This is a genomic window from Candidatus Syntrophosphaera thermopropionivorans, from assembly GCF_004353895.1.
GTDB classification, from domain to species: domain Bacteria; phylum Cloacimonadota; class Cloacimonadia; order Cloacimonadales; family Cloacimonadaceae; genus Syntrophosphaera; species Syntrophosphaera thermopropionivorans.
In genome coordinates, this window is sequence record NZ_SMOG01000013.1 from 1 (window position 1) to 20,029 (window position 20,029).

Annotated in this window: 20 protein-coding genes, 2 tRNA genes, 1 other RNA gene and 1 pseudogene; 11 read left to right on the plus strand and 13 right to left on the minus strand. The window is 35.6% G+C overall.

Going from position 1 to position 20,029, the window contains the following annotated elements:
* Positions 1-346, minus strand: a pseudogene (locus E0946_RS07395) (helix-turn-helix domain-containing protein); the annotation flags it as partial.
* Between the two features lie 33 nt (positions 347-379).
* Complete coding sequence (locus tag E0946_RS07400) at positions 380-526, minus strand: hypothetical protein (RefSeq protein ID WP_243713753.1); 147 nt, start codon at positions 524-526, stop codon at positions 380-382.
* Between the two features lie 251 nt (positions 527-777).
* Here E0946_RS07400 and E0946_RS04680 point away from each other — a divergent pair.
* The 9 genes from E0946_RS04680 to E0946_RS04720 all read left to right on the plus strand — a co-directional run bounded on the left by E0946_RS04680 (position 778) and on the right by E0946_RS04720 (position 6,959).
* Positions 778-853: transfer RNA gene (locus E0946_RS04680), tRNA-Thr, on the plus strand.
* A 117-nt stretch (positions 854-970) separates the two neighbouring features.
* A complete protein-coding gene (locus tag E0946_RS04685; protein ID WP_133201312.1) occupies positions 971-1,774 on the plus strand; it encodes a hypothetical protein in 804 nt (267 codons plus the stop codon).
* Between the two features lie 10 nt (positions 1,775-1,784).
* Positions 1,785-2,762: a tRNA (5-methylaminomethyl-2-thiouridylate)-methyltransferase gene (locus E0946_RS04690; protein ID WP_133201313.1), complete on the plus strand. Its 978-nt coding sequence runs from the start codon at positions 1,785-1,787 to the stop codon at positions 2,760-2,762.
* A 10-nt stretch (positions 2,763-2,772) separates the two neighbouring features.
* On the plus strand, positions 2,773-3,399 hold the full coding sequence (locus tag E0946_RS04695; protein ID WP_133201314.1) for an MBL fold metallo-hydrolase: 627 nt from the start codon (positions 2,773-2,775) through the stop codon (positions 3,397-3,399).
* 4 nt (positions 3,400-3,403) lie between these two features.
* The gene (gene guaA / locus E0946_RS04700) at positions 3,404-4,942 is read left to right on the plus strand and encodes a glutamine-hydrolyzing GMP synthase (RefSeq protein WP_133201315.1); all 1,539 of its coding nucleotides are present in this window, start codon (positions 3,404-3,406) and stop codon (positions 4,940-4,942) included.
* 164 nt (positions 4,943-5,106) lie between these two features.
* A complete protein-coding gene (yidD, locus tag E0946_RS07405; RefSeq protein ID WP_243713754.1) occupies positions 5,107-5,475 on the plus strand; it encodes a membrane protein insertion efficiency factor YidD in 369 nt (122 codons plus the stop codon).
* Positions 5,472-6,281 carry a tetratricopeptide repeat protein gene (locus E0946_RS04710; RefSeq protein WP_133201316.1) on the plus strand — a complete coding sequence of 270 codons (810 nt, stop codon included), beginning with the start codon at positions 5,472-5,474 and terminating at the stop codon, positions 6,279-6,281. Before yidD ends, E0946_RS04710 begins: the two co-directional genes overlap by 4 nt.
* Before the next feature lie 9 nt (positions 6,282-6,290).
* A complete protein-coding gene (locus E0946_RS04715) occupies positions 6,291-6,797 on the plus strand; it encodes a hypothetical protein (RefSeq protein ID WP_133201317.1) in 507 nt (168 codons plus the stop codon).
* A gap of 86 nt (positions 6,798-6,883) precedes the next feature.
* Positions 6,884-6,959 (plus strand) — tRNA-Gly (locus E0946_RS04720).
* Positions 6,960-7,413: 454 nt separating this feature from the next.
* Here E0946_RS04720 and ssrA read toward each other — a convergent pair.
* From ssrA to E0946_RS04745, 5 genes are all read right to left on the minus strand, one after another.
* Positions 7,414-7,761: a transfer-messenger RNA gene (gene ssrA, locus E0946_RS04725) on the minus strand.
* Between the two features lie 133 nt (positions 7,762-7,894).
* Positions 7,895-8,797, minus strand: a complete 903-nt coding sequence (locus E0946_RS04730; RefSeq protein ID WP_243713755.1) for a dihydroorotate dehydrogenase — start codon at positions 8,795-8,797, stop codon at positions 7,895-7,897.
* Positions 8,794-9,531, minus strand: coding sequence for a dihydroorotate dehydrogenase electron transfer subunit (locus E0946_RS04735; protein WP_133201319.1), 738 nt, complete (start codon positions 9,529-9,531; stop codon positions 8,794-8,796). The genes E0946_RS04730 and E0946_RS04735 overlap by 4 nt, the downstream gene beginning before the upstream one ends.
* Positions 9,531-10,805 (minus strand): dihydroorotase, encoded by a 1,275-nt coding sequence (locus E0946_RS04740; RefSeq protein ID WP_133201320.1) that lies wholly within the window; start codon positions 10,803-10,805, stop codon positions 9,531-9,533. The genes E0946_RS04735 and E0946_RS04740 overlap by 1 nt, the downstream gene beginning before the upstream one ends.
* An 11-nt stretch (positions 10,806-10,816) precedes the next feature.
* Positions 10,817-11,755, minus strand: a complete 939-nt coding sequence (locus tag E0946_RS04745) for an aspartate carbamoyltransferase catalytic subunit (protein ID WP_133201321.1) — start codon at positions 11,753-11,755, stop codon at positions 10,817-10,819.
* A 249-nt stretch (positions 11,756-12,004) separates the two neighbouring features.
* Here E0946_RS04745 and E0946_RS04750 point away from each other — a divergent pair, with 249 nt between their 5' ends.
* Both E0946_RS04750 and E0946_RS04755 read left to right on the plus strand, forming a co-directional pair.
* Positions 12,005-13,090 (plus strand): tetratricopeptide repeat protein, encoded by a 1,086-nt coding sequence (locus E0946_RS04750; protein WP_133201322.1) that lies wholly within the window; start codon positions 12,005-12,007, stop codon positions 13,088-13,090.
* Between the two features lie 54 nt (positions 13,091-13,144).
* Positions 13,145-14,062 (plus strand): DMT family transporter, encoded by a 918-nt coding sequence (locus E0946_RS04755; protein WP_133201323.1) that lies wholly within the window; start codon positions 13,145-13,147, stop codon positions 14,060-14,062.
* 7 nt (positions 14,063-14,069) lie between these two features.
* On the opposite strand, the gene dinB is transcribed toward E0946_RS04755, so the two are convergent.
* The 6 genes from dinB to E0946_RS04785 form a co-directional block, all read right to left on the minus strand.
* Positions 14,070-15,137: a DNA polymerase IV gene (dinB, locus tag E0946_RS04760; RefSeq protein WP_133201324.1), complete on the minus strand. Its 1,068-nt coding sequence runs from the start codon at positions 15,135-15,137 to the stop codon at positions 14,070-14,072.
* A gap of 563 nt (positions 15,138-15,700) precedes the next feature.
* The gene (locus E0946_RS04765) at positions 15,701-16,909 is read right to left on the minus strand and encodes an MFS transporter (RefSeq protein ID WP_133201325.1); all 1,209 of its coding nucleotides are present in this window, start codon (positions 16,907-16,909) and stop codon (positions 15,701-15,703) included.
* A 204-nt stretch (positions 16,910-17,113) separates the two neighbouring features.
* Complete coding sequence (coaE, locus tag E0946_RS04770; RefSeq protein WP_133201326.1) at positions 17,114-17,734, minus strand: dephospho-CoA kinase; 621 nt, start codon at positions 17,732-17,734, stop codon at positions 17,114-17,116.
* A gap of 20 nt (positions 17,735-17,754) precedes the next feature.
* Positions 17,755-18,501, minus strand: a complete 747-nt coding sequence (gene cdaA, locus E0946_RS04775) for a diadenylate cyclase CdaA (RefSeq protein WP_133201327.1) — start codon at positions 18,499-18,501, stop codon at positions 17,755-17,757.
* Entirely contained in the window at positions 18,489-19,316 is an 828-nt protein-coding gene (folP, locus tag E0946_RS04780) for a dihydropteroate synthase (RefSeq protein WP_165942087.1), read from the minus strand. Before folP ends, cdaA begins: the two co-directional genes overlap by 13 nt.
* Positions 19,316-20,029: a hypothetical protein gene (locus tag E0946_RS04785; RefSeq protein ID WP_133201328.1), complete on the minus strand. Its 714-nt coding sequence runs from the start codon at positions 20,027-20,029 to the stop codon at positions 19,316-19,318. Before E0946_RS04785 ends, folP begins: the two co-directional genes overlap by 1 nt.

The following is a 20,029-nucleotide window of genomic DNA, read 5'->3' on the forward strand; positions in this document are numbered from 1 at the left end:
CGGTGATAAGATATTCCGGAAGATGGTGTTCCCATCTCCAGATTTCGTATTCCGGTATATCAGTGAGATACTTTATATCCACCTGAAAACGACTAAACACTCTCTTCTGCTTCCTCACTTCTTGCATATCCTTTCTTTTCTTATAAGTTTTCCTCTTAGCCTTAATCAATCCTGCTTCCTTAATTACTCTGTGAATGGAAACATGAGAATAATTAAGCTCTAGCACTTCCTTAATTCTCCGGGAACCCCAACCCGGATGCCTTTTTCTACATTCCAGAATCTTTAGCTCCGTCTCCTTATCAATCTTGATAGAACAGTGCTCCTTCTTCCGGGGAAGATCTGACAAACCAGCCTCCTTATTCTCCTGGTATCGCTTCACTTATTTACGCACCGTCTTAATTGTGGTTTGATAGGCTTGGGCACAGGGCTTTATCCCAAACTTTAGCGCATCTTGAGCCATGTTTAAACGATATCTCTTGACATCTTCCTTATTCATAATGAGTATGTTTTCAATATAGGTGTTCATAAAGGTTGCGCTCCCTCTATCTGTCTCAATAACTACCATTTATATAACCTTTAATTTTATTCTGTATAAGTTTTCTTTTGCTCTTATTTATTATCTCCGGGTAGGGGATACCCTTTCCCTTTACTAACCATATTTTTTCTTTTCGTGTAGACAAATAAACCTTAATATGAATCTTCAAATCCTTCTTGACGGAAAACGCTTTTATGAATTATGATACCTTTATACAAACATGAAAGGTATATCTTCTTTAAGCTAAATTAGCTCAGTTGGTAGAGCAGCTGATTCGTAATCAGCAGGTCGGGGGTTCAAGTCCCCCATTTAGCTCCAGAAGAAGTCTTTCTTGAAGCAAATTTATTCTTCTAAATCATAAATATTATTTGTTATTCTTTAAAATACAAATACACTTTTATTATAGAGTCGTTAATTTTAAAGGAGGATCAAAAAATGAGACATTATCTTTATATTCCGTCAATGTTACTTTTAACCTTTTTGATTTTAGGAGGATTATCCTGTTCCAAAGAAGAAACTCCTACCACTCCCAATTTTGAAGAATATGGTATATCCTCACATATATGGGATTATAATTATGTGGTCTGGTTTGATCTGGATTATACTGCTCAAAGCAAAAATATGATTGCAGCAGATATATGGATGACTGCTAAAGGAAATGCTTCAGATGCTTCGTTGAAAATTGGAACAGCTGATATTGTATTTAATACTATAGAATCCTACACAGATGGTAAAATTTATAGAGGTGCGACTATAAATTTAAGCACGGATCAGCCTATTTCATACAAAATAACGAACTTAGCTAATAACAAAACCTATACTGGCAGTATAAACTTTCTTCCGAAAAATATAGTGGTTGATCCCTGGCCCTCTTTTTCTCAAGATTATAATTATTCTCCACTCTGGTCTATTGACGAAAATCCTGATTTTAATGTGATAGATGCCGGATGGGATGGTCGTAATCAGCATTATGAATACATTCGTCAAATTGATGGTAATATTAATACTTATACCCTGGTGAAAACGGAATGGCAAAATCAAACTCCGATTGAGAATTTCTACTTTGGGATTAATGCTATTGGCTATCAGAGAAAACACGATAACAAAGTTCTAATTGTGGGAGTTAGTAATAATTATTACTGGTGGAATGCAAATGGTAAGGGTCAAAATGGATGGCAAGCTCATCGCTCTCCTTTAAAATTTATGGATTTGATTCAGGAGGATATCAATAGCAAATAAAGTAGAATTTATGCCTCAGCGTGCTATAGCACTATTTTCTGGAGGTTTGGACAGTGTTTTAGCAGTTTTTTGGATGCAACATCTCGGTTTTGAGGTTATTCCAGTCTTTTTTGCAGCTGCTTATATATTTCCCGATAAAGCATTAAAAGTGGCAGAAGAAAATGGACTTAAATTGGAAGTTAGAGATATTTCGGAGAAGCATTTAGAGATGTTGAGACATCCCAAAAGAGGTTATGGGAAAAATCTTAATCCTTGTATAGATTGTCATTCGTTGATGATTCAAGAAGCAGCATTGATGTTACCGGAATTGGGAGCTGATTTTATTATTACTGGAGAAGTGCTGGGACAGCGACCTATGTCCCAAAATCTGGATTCTCTTAAAGCAGTAGATAAAATGAGTGGAGCTGGAGATTTAGTTATCCGTCCCCTATCTCAAAAATTATTACCTGATACTAAACCCATTAGAGAAGGATGGGTAAATAAAGATCAAATGCTGGATATTTCAGGAAGAGGACGTTCTCGTCAGCTACAGCTTGCAGAGCAATTTGGAATATCTCATCTTCAACCAGCAGGAGGTTGTCTTCTTACCGATCATAATTATTCTCTGCGATTAAGAGATTTGATGAGACATAATCAGGATAGCCTGCAAAATGTAAAACTTCTACGCTGGGGCAGGCATTTTAGATTAACAGATGAGATTAAATTGATTGTAGGAAGAGATGCTGCTGATAATGCAGGAATTGAAAGTGAGAACTATCCTGGCTTATACCTAAAGATTAGAGATGTAGAAGGACCTTTGGGGTTATTAACAGTTCAAGAGCCATCTGAAGAGGTTCTTAAGCTCGCTGCTTCTATTGTTCTTTTTTACAGTCATAAAGCAAGTTCTCCCGCATATATTAAATATGGAGTTGACAAAAAGTTCAATCAAGAGATAAAAGTTGAAAAATGTCCTGAAAATATCCTCAGGTCATATCTAATTACCTCATAAAGGATTCCTGATGTTAAAGATTGAAGGTTATATTCTATTACCTGATTTTGAAACTAATACCTGGCTTTTATGGGATGAAGATTCTCGAGAAGCTATATTGGTAGATCCGGCTGCTCCTTCTCCTGACTTATTAAAAAGGATAGAAGAGCTGAAGTTAAAGGTTAAATATATAATTAACACGCACGGACATATGGACCATATAGGTGGCAATAGCTGGTTCAAGAATCATCTTTCTGTTCCACTTATGATTCATTCTGCTGATGCTCCAATGCTGGTTAATAGCGCAATGAATTTAAGTTTATATGTGGGAAATCCTGTATCCAGTGCTCCACCTGATGTGCTTTTAGAAGATGGTATGGAATTGAGTCTGGGAAAGTATCCTGTGAAAGTGATTCATACTCCTGGACATACTCCTGGTGGTATTTGTCTTCTGGCAGATAAATTTTTAATAAGCGGAGATACCCTTTTTGAACAGAGTATAGGAAGAACTGATTTGCAAGGTGGAAATCATCAGCAGATTATCAATTCTATAAAAAATAAACTTTTCGTCTTACCTGATGATGTGATAGTTTTTCCAGGACATGGACCTCGCACTTCAATAGGTATGGAAAAGAAGAACAATCCTTTTGTGAGTTAACTTGATGCATTACGATACCGTTTTAATTCTTGATTTTGGTTCCCAATATACTCAACTCATAGGAAAGGTGATACGTTCTTTCAATGTCTATTGTGAGATTCATCCTTATCATTTGACGGAAACAAGGATAAACCAAATCAATCCTAAGGCAATAATTCTTTCTGGCAGTCCTTTCAGTACAAATCAAGAAGATGCACCTCAACCAGATTCTTCTATTTGGGAAATGAATATTCCTATTTTAGGTATTTGTTATGGGATGCAACTCATTGTTTCACATTTTAGAGGGAAAGTCCAGCATCAAACTAAAAGAGAATATGGACAGGCTATTCTTCAGATAAAAAAATCACATCCTTTGCTGGAAGGTTTAGCTCTGGAGGAAAAGGTATGGATGAGTCACGGAGACACTATTTCAGAACTTCCACCAGAGTTTATCGTTTTAGCTTCAACTTCCAGTGCACCTTATGCAGTTATAGCTCATAAAAATCTTCCTATTTTCGGATTGCAATTCCATCCTGAAGTTGTGCATACTCCAAATGGCAAGACCATCTTGCAGAATTTTGTTCTTAAGGTGGCAAAATGTTCAGCGAATTGGACGCCGAGTAATTTTATTGAGGAATCCATAAAAAGGATTAGAGAGCAGGTAGGCAATCAAAAGGTAATTTTAGGGATTTCTGGAGGTGTGGATTCTTCGGTAACAGCAGCACTCTTGTATAAATCCATAGGAGATAATCTTATTCCAGTCTTTGTTGATAATGGTTGTATGCGTTATAAAGAAGCAGAGCGCGTGCAAGAAGCTTTTTCTGCTATAGAAAACTTTAAGATTAACTTTGTAGATGCCTCAGAACTGTTTCTTTCGCGGTTAGCTGGGGTTTCAGACCCTGAAAGAAAGCGGAAGATTATCGGCTCCACCTTCATTGAAGTTTTTGAGAAAGAAGCGGCAAAATATGAGAATGTAGGATTTTTAGCTCAAGGGACACTTTATCCCGATGTCATTGAAAGTGTTTCTTTCCGTGGTCCTTCCGCAAAAATCAAAAGCCACCATAATGTTGGCGGTTTACCGGAAAAAATGGGGCTAAAACTGATAGAGCCATTACGAGAACTCTTTAAAGATGAAGTTAGAGCTGTAGGAAAAGAATTAGGCTTACCTGAAAGTCTCATAAATAGACATCCATTTCCGGGACCTGGTTTAGCTGTTCGGATTATAGGTGCAGTTGATAAAGAAAAAGTGCAAAAATTGCAGTTAATAGATGAAATCTTTATTCAGGAATTGCATAATTGGAACCTATACAATCAGACCTGGCAAGCTTTTGCTATCCTCCTCCCTATTCAAAGTGTTGGAGTGATGGGAGATGAAAGAACCTATGAAAATGTCTGTGCGCTCAGAGCAGTGAATTCTCAGGATGGGATGACAGCAGAAGCTACTGAATTCCCTTGGAACTTTTTGAAGTATGTAGCGAATCGCATTATAAATGAGGTTAAAGGCATCAATAGAGTGGTCTATGACCTCAGTTCAAAACCACCAGCTACTATTGAATGGGAATAAATACTTAGATTTTGATTAACTAGGTTATATATAAAGTAACTAAAAAATCTTAAAATTTACTTGACTTTTTTATTTGCATGAGAATATTGAATTTGTTTTTAAGCTGACAATACAAAAATAGAATATTAAATAGATATTTCATAATGGAGATAAAGATTAGTTAGATGAGAAAAAGTATAGGAGTTATATTGTTTTTTATTTTAATTACTTTATCTGCTATATCTGCAAAAAATAATATAACTAATATTTCTATACCCTCTACCTTAGAGAAAAATAAAGGCATAAAATTAGATAATCCCACAACCATCATAGAATATATGGTAGAATTTTATCAGAAAGCTATCTCACCGGTCAAACAACAAAATTGTCCTATGTATCCTTCCTGTTCTAATTATGGATTAGAGGCATTAGAAAAATATGGATTAAGGGGCATATTTTACACAGTTGATAGATTAAATCGTTGTGGTCACGATTTACAATATTACATAAAAGTAATTGTGGATGATGAAATATATTTCCTGGATATACCATGAATTTAAGAGTTTTTGCTATTTTATTTATTTTACTGTTTTTTATCTCTTTAAATGGAGAAGTTACTAATAATTTTGCCTATGCCGACTTTTTAAAAAGTGAAAAATTGTATGATTTAGCTATTGGTGAATATTATCGTAGTATGTATAATGGAAGTAAAGAAGACACTACCAGAGCCTTATTTGGGATAGCAGAATGTTATGCGAAGTCCCATAAATTTATTGAAGCGGCAAAGACTTATGAAAAGCTTGAAGACCAGGAAATAAACTGGGACGCCATAAAATTACATACATTTCTTTTAACTGACATTAAATATTACTATGAGTCTAATAAATTGATTGATAAATTTATTCAGGCTTTACCTAAAGAAAAACAAGACTCTTTGCTAATTTATAAAGCAGTTAATTTAATAAATCTGGGAAAATATAACGAAGCAGAAGAAACATTAAATCAAATTAGTACGGACTATCCAAAATCAAGAGCTCTTGACATTCAAGCAATAATGGATGAATCTTTACCTCTAAAATTCAAGAAAAGTGGAAAAGCAGTATTTTTTCAAGCAATCTTACCAGGAGCTGGGTATTTATATTGTAAAATGCCACAAACTGCACTTGCAACCTTAGTGGTTAATTCTTTATTTGGCTATACTATTATGGATAATTTTAAACGAGGAAATACCGGTTCAGGTGTTTTCTTTTCTGTAATAGGAACAGGATTTTATCTGGGATCTATATATGGAAGTTTACAAGCTGTTTCCAAATATAATAAAAGAGAAATGGAAAATTTCTCTAATAAAATAAGACCATAGGAGGTTCTTATGCCTAAAAATTGTAGGTACATCGCCTTATTTCTGCTTACGATTGTTTTTCTAAACCTTTTTCTTCCCATCGTAGCTGAAAATGTTGTCGTTCGCCCAACAAGAGTTCAATTATCGTTGGCTCAAACTATTGATGCGGAAACTGCAAATCAAGGTGACCCAGTAGAGTTTGTTGTAGTACATCCTGTATATCAGGATGGAAAAATAATAGTACCAGCTGGAGCAAGAGCTTATGGGAGAATTGAACAAGTTACTCAAAATGGATTGTTAGGTAAACCTGCATCTTTAGCTATTTCTCTAACTACCGTTGATGCTATTGATGGTTCTAAACTCCCCATAATAGCAAGTAAGACCTTAAAGGGTGAATCAAGAACCGCAATATCAATAGGAGTATCATTATTTTTATGTATATTAGGCGTATTTATTAAAGGAGAAAATGTTACAATGCAAGCTGGATACATTATAGATGCAGATATTTTAGGAGGTAATGTAGTTAATGTACCCTAATTATACAAATAGTTATTGGTGATATCCCATTATATTCTCATTATAGATTAGCAGTTAATTTTCCTAATCAAATTTTTTTTTTATTAGCGGGCATAGCTCAGTTGGTAGAGCATTAGCTTCCCAAGCTGAGGGTCGCGGGTTCAAGTCCCGTTGCCCGCTCCATTTTATTTTTTTCCCATTCTATATTAACTCTCCTATATAAGCAAAAGAATAGAGCTTCAGCTTTTTTAGTACGATTGGGCTTTTTCTGGTTTTTCTCCTTTTAAAAAGTTTCTACTATTTCGTCAATTTATCTTGAGCTGATGTCCAGCTTATGTCCAACTGATGTCCAGCTTATGTCCGAAATGGGACATAACCTCCCTATCAGCTACACATTATCTATGCATTTAAGATAGAAAAAGAGTTAAATAATAGAATGGCGATATAAAAGGAATATAGAGTAAATTTAAACTGTATCTATTATCTGGATTTTCTGATGTGGAAAGAATAAGTAGAAGAAATAATCTCAAATAGCAATGATTATAAAATGAATAATAAATATATGATTACTCCTACACAGATTGATTTACTATTTTTGCTTTAGAAATTCTCTTTTAGTTTAGATATATCAATTTATTGGTGGAGGTGGCGGGAATCGAACCCGCGTCCAAAGAACCGACTATGAGCGAATCTACATGCTTAGTCGTCTTTAAGTGTTGTCATAGCAGTGCAAGACGATCAGACCTGCTATGACCAAGCCCATAATCTTAACTGGCACTTATGGGCATTCGTGCCAGTGCAACCGAACTGTTCCGACGCTTAATCCCATCCCGTCGGTTCGGACGGGTTAAACGTAGCAGCCTATGCTGCTAATGCGTAATTGTAGTTTGCAGTTAATTTTGTTTGCTGCTTGGTAACGGAGTGGACAGCATCTCCGGCATGCATCACTCACACCCTGATTCCCTGTCGAAACCTAATCACCCCCCTATAAACTTGTAAAAGAGCACATAACAATATATAATGTAAAAGATTCGGGTTATTTGTCAAGTTCAAAAAGATTTTCACCCTATATGGAGTTATTATTATTATGCTTGCTTATTATATATACTTCTGAAGTTTCAATTTACTTTACCAATAATATCTTTCAAATTCAGGTTTCGTTGTGTTAAAAAATTCAGAAGTCCCTGATAAACTTCAGGAATGGTTAAAGGATTACTGAAATTAGCCGTGCCAATAGCAATAGCAGAAGCACCGGCATAAAAGAATTCCAGAGCATCCTGCCAGGAATGAATTCCACCCATAGCGATAACTGGAATTTTTACTGCTCTGGCAGTTTGATAAGTTAAAGCAAGAGCCACAGGTTTAATCCCTATTCCACTGTAACCACATACTGGAATGGATAATCTTGATTTGCCTGTTTCCCAATTTATTGCCATTCCATAAAGGGTATTGATTAAAGAAATGGAAGTTGCTCCTCCTGCTTCTGCCGCTTGAGCAATTAAGGCAATATCAGTAACATTAGGGCTGAGCTTTACAATCAATTCCCTATCAGTTAACCTTGCCAGTTTTTCAACCAGATTAAAAACAATATCAGGATTGGTCCCAAAAGCAATTCCTTCATTTTCCACATTGGGACAGGAGATATTAATTTCATAGCCATAGATTCCACAATGTAGTTCCAGTCCTTCCAGCATTCTAATAAACTCTTCTTGAGTAGCTCCTGAAAAGCTCACTATCAAAGGGATTTTAAGATATTCTCTCAAATCAAATAAATCATTATTGAGGAAGGATTTTAATCCTGGATTCTGCAGACCGATAGCATTTAGTAATCCTGCTTCAGTTTCATAAAGTCTGGGAGGTGGATTTCCTATTTTTGGTTTCAAGGTAATTGTTTTGGTTACATAAGCACCCAGAATTCCCTGCTGAAAAAAGTTAAAGTATTCAGTTCCAAAAGTCCCTGAAGCATTTAAAATAGGACTTTGAAGATTGATTTTGCCCAGAGAAGTGGAAAGTTCACTCATAATTCTTTCCAGAGTATTTTTTCTGCTTCAAAGATAGGTCCATCATAACAGACTCTTAGATAACCTTCATTGGTTGGAATAACACAACCATAACAAACGCCAACTCCACAAGCCATATATGCTTCCATAGAGACATAATGTGGAATGGGAGCAACTATTTGAGCCAGAGTTTTTAGCATATTAACAGGTCCACAGCTATATATACAATCAAAAGATTCTTTTTTCAACAAATCAGCTATATCTTTTGTCACTATTCCCTTATTTCCAAAGCTTCCATCTATGGTATAAGAACAGTCACAGGGAAAAACATCATCTTTTGAAGCTCCACCATGCAAAAAAAGAATATTATTGGAAGAATCAAGCCTTTTTTTCAAAAAAGCTAAAGGTGGATAACCTGTTCCTCCACTTACCATAAGTATTTTGCTATCTTGCCTTAAAGGAAAGGCATTTCCCAGAGGTCCATAAATCTTCAATTTATCGCCTGTTTTTAGAGCAGCTAAAGCTCTGGTTCCTCCACCTATGACCTTAATGAGGAAGGAGATACTATCTTCTTCTATATTGTAAACACTGATAGGTTTAAAAAGACGCCTGCATTGTGAAGTTATATCAGCTTTTATCTGAAAGAAATTACCTGGATTGCATTGAGAAGCAAAATCTTCATCCTTAATAGTTATCTGGATGTAGTTGGTTCTAATCTTTTCTATTTTTTCTACAGGTAAGATTTTATATTGCACTACTCAGCCTTCCAGGTTTGTCTTCCTTCCAGGAAAGTATATAATACCTTACTGGAAACTTTTTGATTAAGCCAGGGTGTATTTTTACTTTTAGAAAGGATAGATTCAGGAGTAAAGATAGTTTCAGCCCCCAGGTCAATGATAGTTAAATCAGCAGGATTTCCAGTTTTTAAGGCACTTTCAGGAAGATTTAAAATTTTAACCGGTGCTGAAGTTAAAGCCTCAACTAACCTTTCCAGAGATAGATAACCTTGTTTAACTAAATAGTGATAAAGCACAGGGAAAGCAATCTCTAAACCGATGATTCCAAATGGTGCCTGGTCAAATTCTCTGGCTTTTTCAAAATCTGCATGAGGTGCATGGTCTGTTGCAATACAATCTATTATTCCTTCTTTTAAAGCTTTAACGCAGGCTTGACGGTCTTTTTCGGTTCTGAGAGGAGGTTTCATTTTAGTGTTGGTATCAAAATTAAGGCAGGCTTCTTCAGTTAGTAAAAGATGATGAGGTGTAACTTCACAGGTTACTTTAACTCCTCTTTCTTTTGCTTCTCTAATCAATTCTATAGAACGAGCAGTGCTAATATGTGCTATATGCAATTGTGCACCGCAGTTTTCAGCTAACATAATATCACGAGCTACAATAACTTCTTCTGCCAGGGGAGAAATTCCAGTTAACCCAAGTTTTGTAGCTACTTTTCCACCATTAATTTGTCCTTTTCCGCTTAAATTATAATCTTCGGCATGAATGATGAGAGGAAGTCCAAAATTGGTGGCATAACGCATACAATTCAGCATTAATTTAGCATTCTGGACACAATTTCCATCATCGGAAACCGCAACTATTCCACCTGATTTCATAGTAGCCATTTCGCTTATTTCAAGTCCTTCACTTTTTTTAGTGATAGCACCTATAACAAAAACTCTGGCAGAACCAAGGTCTTTTGCTCTACGCTGAACATAATCTACAGAAGCAATATTATCCACTACTGGTTCGGTATTAGGCATAGCACAAAGAGTGGTAAAACCTCCATGAGCAGCAGCACGAGTTCCAGAAGCGATATCTTCTTTATAAGTTTGTCCAGGGTCTCTTAAATGAGTGTGAATATCAACAAAGCCAGGAAAAACATATTTACCGCTTGTATCTATAATTTGATCTACTTTATCCAAATTTATGGTTTGAGCAATTCTTTGAATCTTTCCGTTTTTGAGCAAAATGTCTTTGCGAGAAAAGCGATTATTGATATAAGCAATTCCATTTTTTATGAGTGTAGTCATTTCCCCCTCCTTTAGAGCTTGCCACCAAGAATAAGAAACATCAGTGCCATTCTAACTGCTACACCGTTTGCTACCTGTTCTACAATGATACTTTGAGCGCTATCAGCTATCTCTGGTAAAATTTCTATTCCCCGATTCATAGGACCTGGATGCATAATTAGAGCATCTTTCTTAGCATATTTAATCGTTTCTTTGGAAAGAACATAATGACGACTATATTCTTCCAGACTGGGAAACAGACCTTCCGTCATTCTTTCCAGCTGCATTCTTAGACCCATAACAATATCAGCATCTTTCAAGGCTTCTGCTAAATCATATTCTACCTTACATCCATAAATCTGTTCCATATTAGCAGGCATAAGCGTGCGAGGTCCACAGACGGTTACTTCCATTCCCAATTTAGTCATTCCAATTAAATCAGAACGCACCACTCTACTATTTAAGATATCACCCACAATAGTGATTTTAAGCCCTTTTAAATTACCCAGACGTTCCCAGATAGAAAAGATATCAAGTAAAGCTTGGGTGGGATGAGCATGTCTTCCATCTCCCCCATTGATTACTGGTTTTCCAGAATACTTATGCACTAATTGAGGACTTCCTGGACTGCTATGACGGATGCAATAGAGGTCTATTCCCATAGCGTTGAGAGTATTAACCGTATCCTGCAGGCTTTCTCCTTTTTTTAAAGAGGAAACTGTAGCCTGGAAACTTACTACATCTGCACTTAATCTACTGGCAGCAAGTTCAAAACTCATTCGGGTGCGGGTGCTATCTTCTACAAATAGAGTACAGACAGTTTTCCCTCGCAGAGTAGGGATTTTTTTGTATTCCCGGAGGTTTATTTCCTTCATACCTTTGGCAGCTTCCAGGATATACATAATTTCGTCAGAAGAATAGTCATCTAAGTCATATAGACTTCTACCGACAAATTGAGGTGTTGATTCCATTTTTTACTCCTTTCCGGCTCACTGGCTCGGATTAAAGGTTTATTTGTATCTTTCTATTTAAAAAGCTGCTTTTGGTCAAGATTTTTTATCCACTCTTTTTTCATTTATCAATTTCCTTGCAAGACAATATAATACATTTCCTGCTCTAAGATATTCTCTCTTATCATATTGGAAAAATCCTTGACTTAACACCTTGCTTAATATTAATGTATTAATTAAATTGCATATATAAGAAAAGGAGTCATTTAAATGAAACGAATCTTTCTTCTTACCTTAGCTGTTTTGCTGTTCTTAACTGGTTGTGCGACAACCAGACATAGACTTAGTCCACAAGCTAATGTAGATTTGAAAACAGCTAATGTCTACTATTCTCAACAAAATGTTGAGGAAGCTCTCAAATATTATAATCGTGTATTACAGGATAATCCTGATCATGCTTTAGCTTTAAGACGTGTGGCCGATATTTATCTTTATTATGGGGAACAGAATCCAGAAAAATCTCTGGAATACAACAAAATGGCTTATGAATATTACGATAGAGCCATAAAGATTATGGAAAAATATGAAAAGCCTACCGAAGATGAGTTAGCTGCAATCCGAGATATGAAGAAAAGGAAACTTAGTGCCTGGACTCGTGTGTATAATAAAGGAATTGAAGAATTGAATGCTGGCAACACTCAGCAAGCAATTAAGATTTTTGAACAAGCTGCGGAAATGGATCCCACAGAACTAAAACCATTGAATATGCTGGTCAATATCTACCAAAATGAACTTAAAGATATGGAAAAAGCAGGCGAATATCTTTTCAAATTATATGAACAGAATCCAGAAAATATTGAAGTAATAATGAATCTTGGAGCTTATTATTATAATAAACAAGACTTTGAAAAAGCTATCCCCCTCTTTGAGAAAGTGAAAGAAAAAGAACCTACTAATATCAAGAATTTACTGGTTTTAACAGATTGTTATTATGCTAGCGAGCAATACGATAAAGCTAAAAACAATATTGAGTTGGCTTTGATTATAGAGCCGCGAAACACCGATGCTTTAGCCACAGCTTATGATATTGCTGTAAAAATGGATGATAATGAGGCTGCTCTGAATTATCTAAAACAACTTCTTGATATTAAAGAAGACAATATCTATTATGAAAACATCGTTATCCTCTTGAATTCTATGGAAAGATGGGAAGAACTGGCAAATTATGCGCAGAAATGGCATAAGTTTGACGAAACAAATAAGATTCCAGTTCAATTCGTTATCTTAGCTGCTCAAAAAATGAAAAATCAAGCGCTGGAAACTGAGTATACCAATATTCTGAAACAGATGAAATAAACTATTCTGATAAATCTAAAGCCTGTTCCTCAAGGAGCAGGCTTTTTTAATGTTATGCATAAAACATTTCAAAAAGCCTATTACTATGCTTTTGCGGCTATTCTTGCTTGGTCAACTGTTTCTACTGCATTTAAATTAAGTTTAAGACATCTCACTCCGCTGGGTTTACTTTTAATCTCCTCCTTATGTGCTACTATATTTTTAGCTATTATCTTTCTGGTTAATTACAAAAGAGATAAGACAAATAAACCTTCTTTTAACTGGAAGATACGAATTCTATCTGGCTTGTTGAATCCTTTTATCTATTATCTAATGCTTTTTGAAGCTTATCATCGGCTTAGAGCTCAAGAAGCTCAAGTGCTTAATTATACTTGGGCTATAGTACTGTCTTTTCTTTCTGCCCTATTCTTAAAGCAAAAACTCAGGATTAAGGATATCATCGCTCTTTTCATTAGTTTCTTTGGTGTCCTTCTGGTCTCAACTCAAGGTAGGTTCTGGGAATTTCAATTTGATGACCCGGTGGGTTCTCTTTTAGCTGTTTCTACATCTTTAGTCTGGGCTTTTTATTGGATTTTAAATATGAAAGATAGTCTTCCCGCTATTCAAAAACTTTTGGGGAATTTCTTAATTGGGACTCTGGCAACTTTTTTCTATGCATTAATACTGGGAAAATTGAATTATAATGGTTTATTTAGTTCTGAGGCAAATATAACATTTGGCATTCTGGGAGGGATTTATGTGGGAATTTTTGAGATGGGTCTCACTTTTCTTCTTTGGCAAAAAGCTTTGGAATACAGTACGAGCACTGCTTCTACAGCTAATTTAATCTTTTTAACTCCTTTTCTATCACTCATCTTTATCTTCTTTATCTTGAAAGAACATATTTCTCCTGCCACTTTAATTGGTCTGGTTTTGATTGTTTTAAGTAATTGGTGGCAGAAATCTTCTCGTCCTGCTAAAGTTCTAAAATAGAAGAAGTTTATATAGGAATTTCCAATTGTTCTTCCTTTTCTGGTCTTTCTAAGTCAAGTTTACCAACACCTACACCTAACAATCTTATCTTACGAGAATGGTCCCAGTTAGAAAGAAGTAGTTTTTCTGCATATTCATAAAGAATAGCGCGGTCAGCAGTAGGTTCAGGTAAAGGACAAGAACGAGTTATGACCTCAAAGTTATCATATTTTATTTTGATAAAGATATTTTTCCCCATTATACCTTGAAAGGCAAGACGATTTATCAAACGTTCAATCAATTTTTCCAATTCTGCTAAAATATCATTGATGTCATCCAAGTCTTTCTCAAAAGTATTTTCACAGCTTACCGTTTTGGGTTCAAATTCAGTAATAACTTCTCTATCATCAATTCCACGAACAACCTGATAATAATAAACTCCAGCCTTACCAAAATTGCTGATTAAAAAGCTTAAATCTTGATTATATAAATCTTCTCCATTTTTTATTCCCATTTTCTTCATTCGGGCAGCAGTGACCTTTCCAATACCATAAAATTTCTCTATAGGCAGTGAGAAAAGGATTTCACGAGTATTTTCTGGTGTGATGACACTAAGACCATCAGGTTTTTGCAGTTCAGAAGCTATTTTGGCAAGAAATTTATTATAAGAAACACCGGCTGAACAGGTTAATTGAGTGGTATTCCAGATATCCTGTTTTATTAGTCGGGCAATTTTGACTGCATCAGGTTCATTGATTTTATTTTCAGTTACATCCAGATAAGCTTCATCCAAGGACATAGGTTCAACTAAATCGGTATATTGATGAAAAATAGCCCTGATTTGTTCCGAGACCTCTTTATAAAGCTTGAAATGACCGTGAACAAAAACTGCTTGCGGACATAATTTCCAGGCTTGATAGGAACTCATACCACTATGAATACCATATTTTCTTGCTTCATAAGAACAGGTTGCTACCACACCACGACTATCAGGTAATCCTCCAACTATTACACATTTTCCTTTCAGAGAAGGATTTTCCCTAATTTCTATGGAAGCAAAATAGGCATCCATATCAATATGAATTATCTTTTTCATACCCTCATTTTTGGAGACATTTTTCTGCAGTCAAGATTTTTTAAACTACTTATTTTAGAAAATTCTATCTCTTATAACTCTCAGTGAATTTAATTATGTTTATCTGATAATCTTAGCTTATAGAGGAAAAACCACTTTGAGGAGGTTATAGTATACAATTCACAACCCGATATATAAACCGAGAAAGTAAAGTGCAATAATGGTCACTACAAATAACTACCAACTTTTATAATATTCTATGATTGTTATCAAGGGAAACATTGCCAGCATAATTTAACTCAAATTGTCTCTTAGCTCTCCCTTAGCTCTTTTGCTTATAAAGTGCTAAGAGAGAGTCAATTAGGAGTTTGGGATAATAATATTCATATAACTGTCTAATTTTAATGTAATTAAATGTATAATTTGTCCCCAAACAGAAGTTTAAAAGAGTTTAATTTACTGCTATCGTTTTGAAGAATAAAATTGTATCCATTAGTTATTCGTCATAATTATATCATCGTTAATACGGGATAAAGAATATTAAAACTGGTTCTTTTATATCAGTATAAATCTACACTTGAGTTTTATTCCGGATTAATAGCTGTCTGAGGAACAGGAGTAGAGTGCACTTTCAAAATAAAATAGAGAGTTCCCAGTAGACCAAAACCCGCGGCAATCAGGAAATTTAGCGCAGGACTCACCTTCCAAAGAAAAGCTCCGGCAAAAGCTGCAACGGATACAATGACATCCCGGATGAAATAATAAGTGCCAAAAGTCCAAGCTTTTGAATCTTCAGGTGCCAGGTCCATAATAAGAGCTTTGCGAGTGGGTTCCCCAAACTCTTTTAGACCTCTTATAATAAATGCGAAGATTAAAGCTGGAAAGGTTTTACTAAAGAGCAGGACTATTGGGAAAATAGTGAAATTGAAGAAAGTTATAGCTACGTAAGGTTTGCGGGTACTTCTATCAGCTAAATAGGCAACTGGAATGTAAATAAGCATTGCTGTTACCATTTCAATGGCAGTCAAAATGCCAAATTGCATTTCGCTTATGTGATTATTTTCTACCACCCAAACCACCACAAAAGCATAAGGAATCTGTTCACAGAATCGCACTAAGATATCAGATACCAGAAGATTAGTAAGATTTTTAGAAAAGCGTCTGGACCCTTTTTTCTGTTTTGTCTTTTTCTCTACGGGAGGTTCAACGATTAACTTCTGTTGAACAAAGAGAGCTACAATGGCTAAAATTATGGCTACTATAAAGGCATAACGGACACCCTGAATCCTTCCAAATTTCATAATAAGTGCACCACCCATAATAGGACCCAGAGCCATAGGAATTCTTTTTACGATGGAATTTAAGGAGACACCCATAGAACGACGATTTGCAGGCACTACAGAAGATATTAAACTCATAGTTGCAGGTAAGGATATAGCTGTCCAGGAGATAAAAAAGATAGCACCAATCAGCACTGCTTGCCAGGTTGGAAACAAAACTACAATCAAATATCCGAATATAGCCATTAAATTGAAGATAGCTAAAGCTTTTTTATAGCCTAATTTTTCCGCTAACCAACCACCTGGATAAGAATACAAAGCACTGAGAAGATTGTCCAATCCATTTAAGAGACCAATTATAATAGGAGTACCGCCCATCGCAATAATATAGAGAGGAAGAAAGCGTTCTGCCATCTTTTCTCCCATCCCTACCAGAATGACCATCAACAGCATTCCTGCCAGACTGGAATTCATTCCCAGAAAATCAACTATTCTCTGAAAAAACTTTTTCATCTTTTCTATTGCTCTTTCTCTATATTCTCTTTACTTTAGATAATAAACATCTCACTACTTTCTTGCTTTATACTTAGATATCTTAAATATTTTATAGCAGGAGATATTAAATCCTTAGTATATTATAAGGGAGTTTTAACGGTTTGTCAAATAAGTGATGGTCTATGATATTGTAATCAGTTAGATAAAATTAACCGTAAAATATCATAAAGAGAAGGGTATTTTTTCCTTTGGCTTAATGTCTTTTAAGGTTGAAAGAAGAGAATTTAGCTGATTATTTAATTCAATGAGGTCTTTGGAATTATCTATAACTAAATCACATAGTGGTATTTTATCCTGGTCATCAATCTGGGCATTGATGCGTGCTTCTATCTGCTCTCTTGTTTCTTTTCCCTTTTGTAATAATCGGTTTATACGGACTTCACGAGGTGCACGAATGAGAATAATATAATCAAAACATAGTTCTAATCCTGCTTCAAAGAGCAAGGGTATTTCAAAAAAGAGGTATTTTTCAGTGCTATTATCCACTATTTGTTGTAAAGCAGAAAGGGTTTTGGGATGCACGATACTATTTAGGAAATCCAGTTCAGATTTATTATTGAATACAATTTCGGCAATTTTATCTCTCTGGGGTTGACCATTTTTTACTATACCTTTCCCCCACCTTTTTATCAAGGTCTTTAAAGTATCGGGTTGATTTAATTGTTGTTGCGCAATCTCATCTGCGTATATAACTTTAAATCCGTGCTCTTCTAAAAGATTACAGAAGGTGGTTTTACCACTTCCAATGTTACCGGTAATTCCAATCAATATAGGTTGAGACATCTTTATACCTTTCTATTTTATCAAGAAGTTGCATCCATAAGAATCTGAAGCAATTCTTCATATGCCACATTAACTTTAATCTTTCCATTTTGAGCCACCGATATCTGACTGTTCTGTTCTGAAACAATGATAGCAATAGCATCGGAAACCTCAGTGATTCCAATTCCAGCAAGATGACGAGTGCCAAAATGCTTTATGTATTCAGGATTTTTAGAAAGAGGAAGCACCACTTTGGCAGCAATAATACGATCTCCTCTGATAATGATTGCTCCATCATGTAAAGGAGATTTAGGATTGAAAATAGTTAAAACCAATCTTAAAGAAAGAGCTGCATCAATTATCTCACCATTATTGATATACTCAGTTAGTTTCCGCCTATTTTCAATAACAATGAGAGCACCAATTTTACGAAAAGAAAGAGAGGAAATAGCATCAATCAGAGGCATATATACATAGTTAGTTTCTCTCTTTCTAAGACTTAGATTCAATTCCCGGGAAAGATTAATTTTACTTAAAAGAGTTCGGATTTCAGGTTGAAAAAGAATTATTAAAGCCAGAGCCCAGTATCTACTGATAGAATTGAGAAGTGAAGAAACCATCCGAAGATTTAAAGCTGTGGCAATGGTAGCTAAGATGATTATAGCCACTACAGCCACGAGAATTTGCCAACCTCCACTTCTTCTTAAGACCAAGAGTATCTGATAAATCAGAAAAGCTATAATGAAGATATCAACAATATCGGCAAATTTCGGTATTAGGATGTCCATTCACTAACCTCATTTATTTCCTTAAGTACCTGAAAGAATTGACGATGAGCTTGCACATTATGCACTCTCAGTATCTCCACACCTTTTAAAACTGCTACCAATCCCGCAGCTAAAGTTCCTCCCAATCTTTGCTCCACAGAAGAATTATCCAGGGAAGCTATAAAACTTTTTCTGGAAACACCTATGACCAGTGGAAGCTGATGAATTTTAAATTCTTCCAGGTGTGCCAGCAACTGAAAATTATGTTCTGCTGTCTTCCCAAATCCTATACCCGGATCAAGATAGATACGGTCTCGCGAAATACCTTTCACTTCAGCATAGGCAATCCTTTCCTCAAAGAAAGCGTTAATTTCTCCCAAAAGGTCTTCATAATGAGGATTATTCTGCATATTTTGAGGTTCACCTTGCATATGCATCAATATAACTTTCACTTGAGGATGAGATGATAAGATATCAGCCATTTCAGGGTCAAAACGAAGGGCAGAAACATCATTTATAATTCTGGCTCCTAAATCTATAGCTGCTTCTGCTACCTTACTTTTCCGTGTATCTATAGAAATAGGTATATCCTGCCATTTATTTCTAATTTCCGTGAGCACGGGAATTATTCTTTGCAATTCTATATCTTCGGGAACAGGTTCTGCACCTTGACGAGTAGATTCTGCGCCAATATCCAGGATATCAGCTCCCTCCGAGATTAGTTTTTCAGCCTGAAGCAAAGCATCCTTTAGATTTATAAACTTTCCCCCATCAGAAAAAGAATCTTCTGTAATATTTAATATTCCCATTAAGGCAGGTATTTTAAATTCTATCATTACTGAAAAATAAAAGTTAGTTCACATTCAATTCCTGGTTGTGGTTCACCAATAATGTGGAATTTATCCCGATACATTTCTAAAATTTTTCTTGCTTCCGCAAAATAACGAGGTCCACTCTGCTCAATTGCATCCACTGTACTCATTATTGGTTTACCATATTGGTCTACTTTAAAACGAACAGTAACGGTTCCTGGAGCACCTAAAGAATGACGATAATCTTGAGGAAAATCAAAACGGACTCTTCCCTTGCCTTTACCAAAGGAGACATTAACTGTTCCCGCTGCCGAACTTTTGTCTCCTCCGGTCAAACCTTTTAAAAAACCATAAGCTAAAGGATTGTTTACTACAGGAGCAGTGGTTTTAGGAACTGGTTGAGTAGATAATTCAGGTGCCTCCATCACTTCTCCTGCTAAAGGTTGAGGGATAGTTTCTTGCTCTAAAGTTTGAGGAGGAACTTCAGATTTTTGAGGAGCTATTACTTTATTGCTGATTTGAGGTAATGGCGAGACTTCTTCTTTAATAGATTCTCGGGCTTGATCCTTGATGACTGGAGTTTCTTCCCACTGAGTTAAAGGGTCATAAGGTTCTATTTGATACCAGTGAATAGCGACTTGGGGTTTAATATAATAAAAACTAAATATGAGCAGCAAAATACCATGCAAGATAATAGAAATTAGCCAGGGACTATATTTGCCACTCGGTAATGTCAT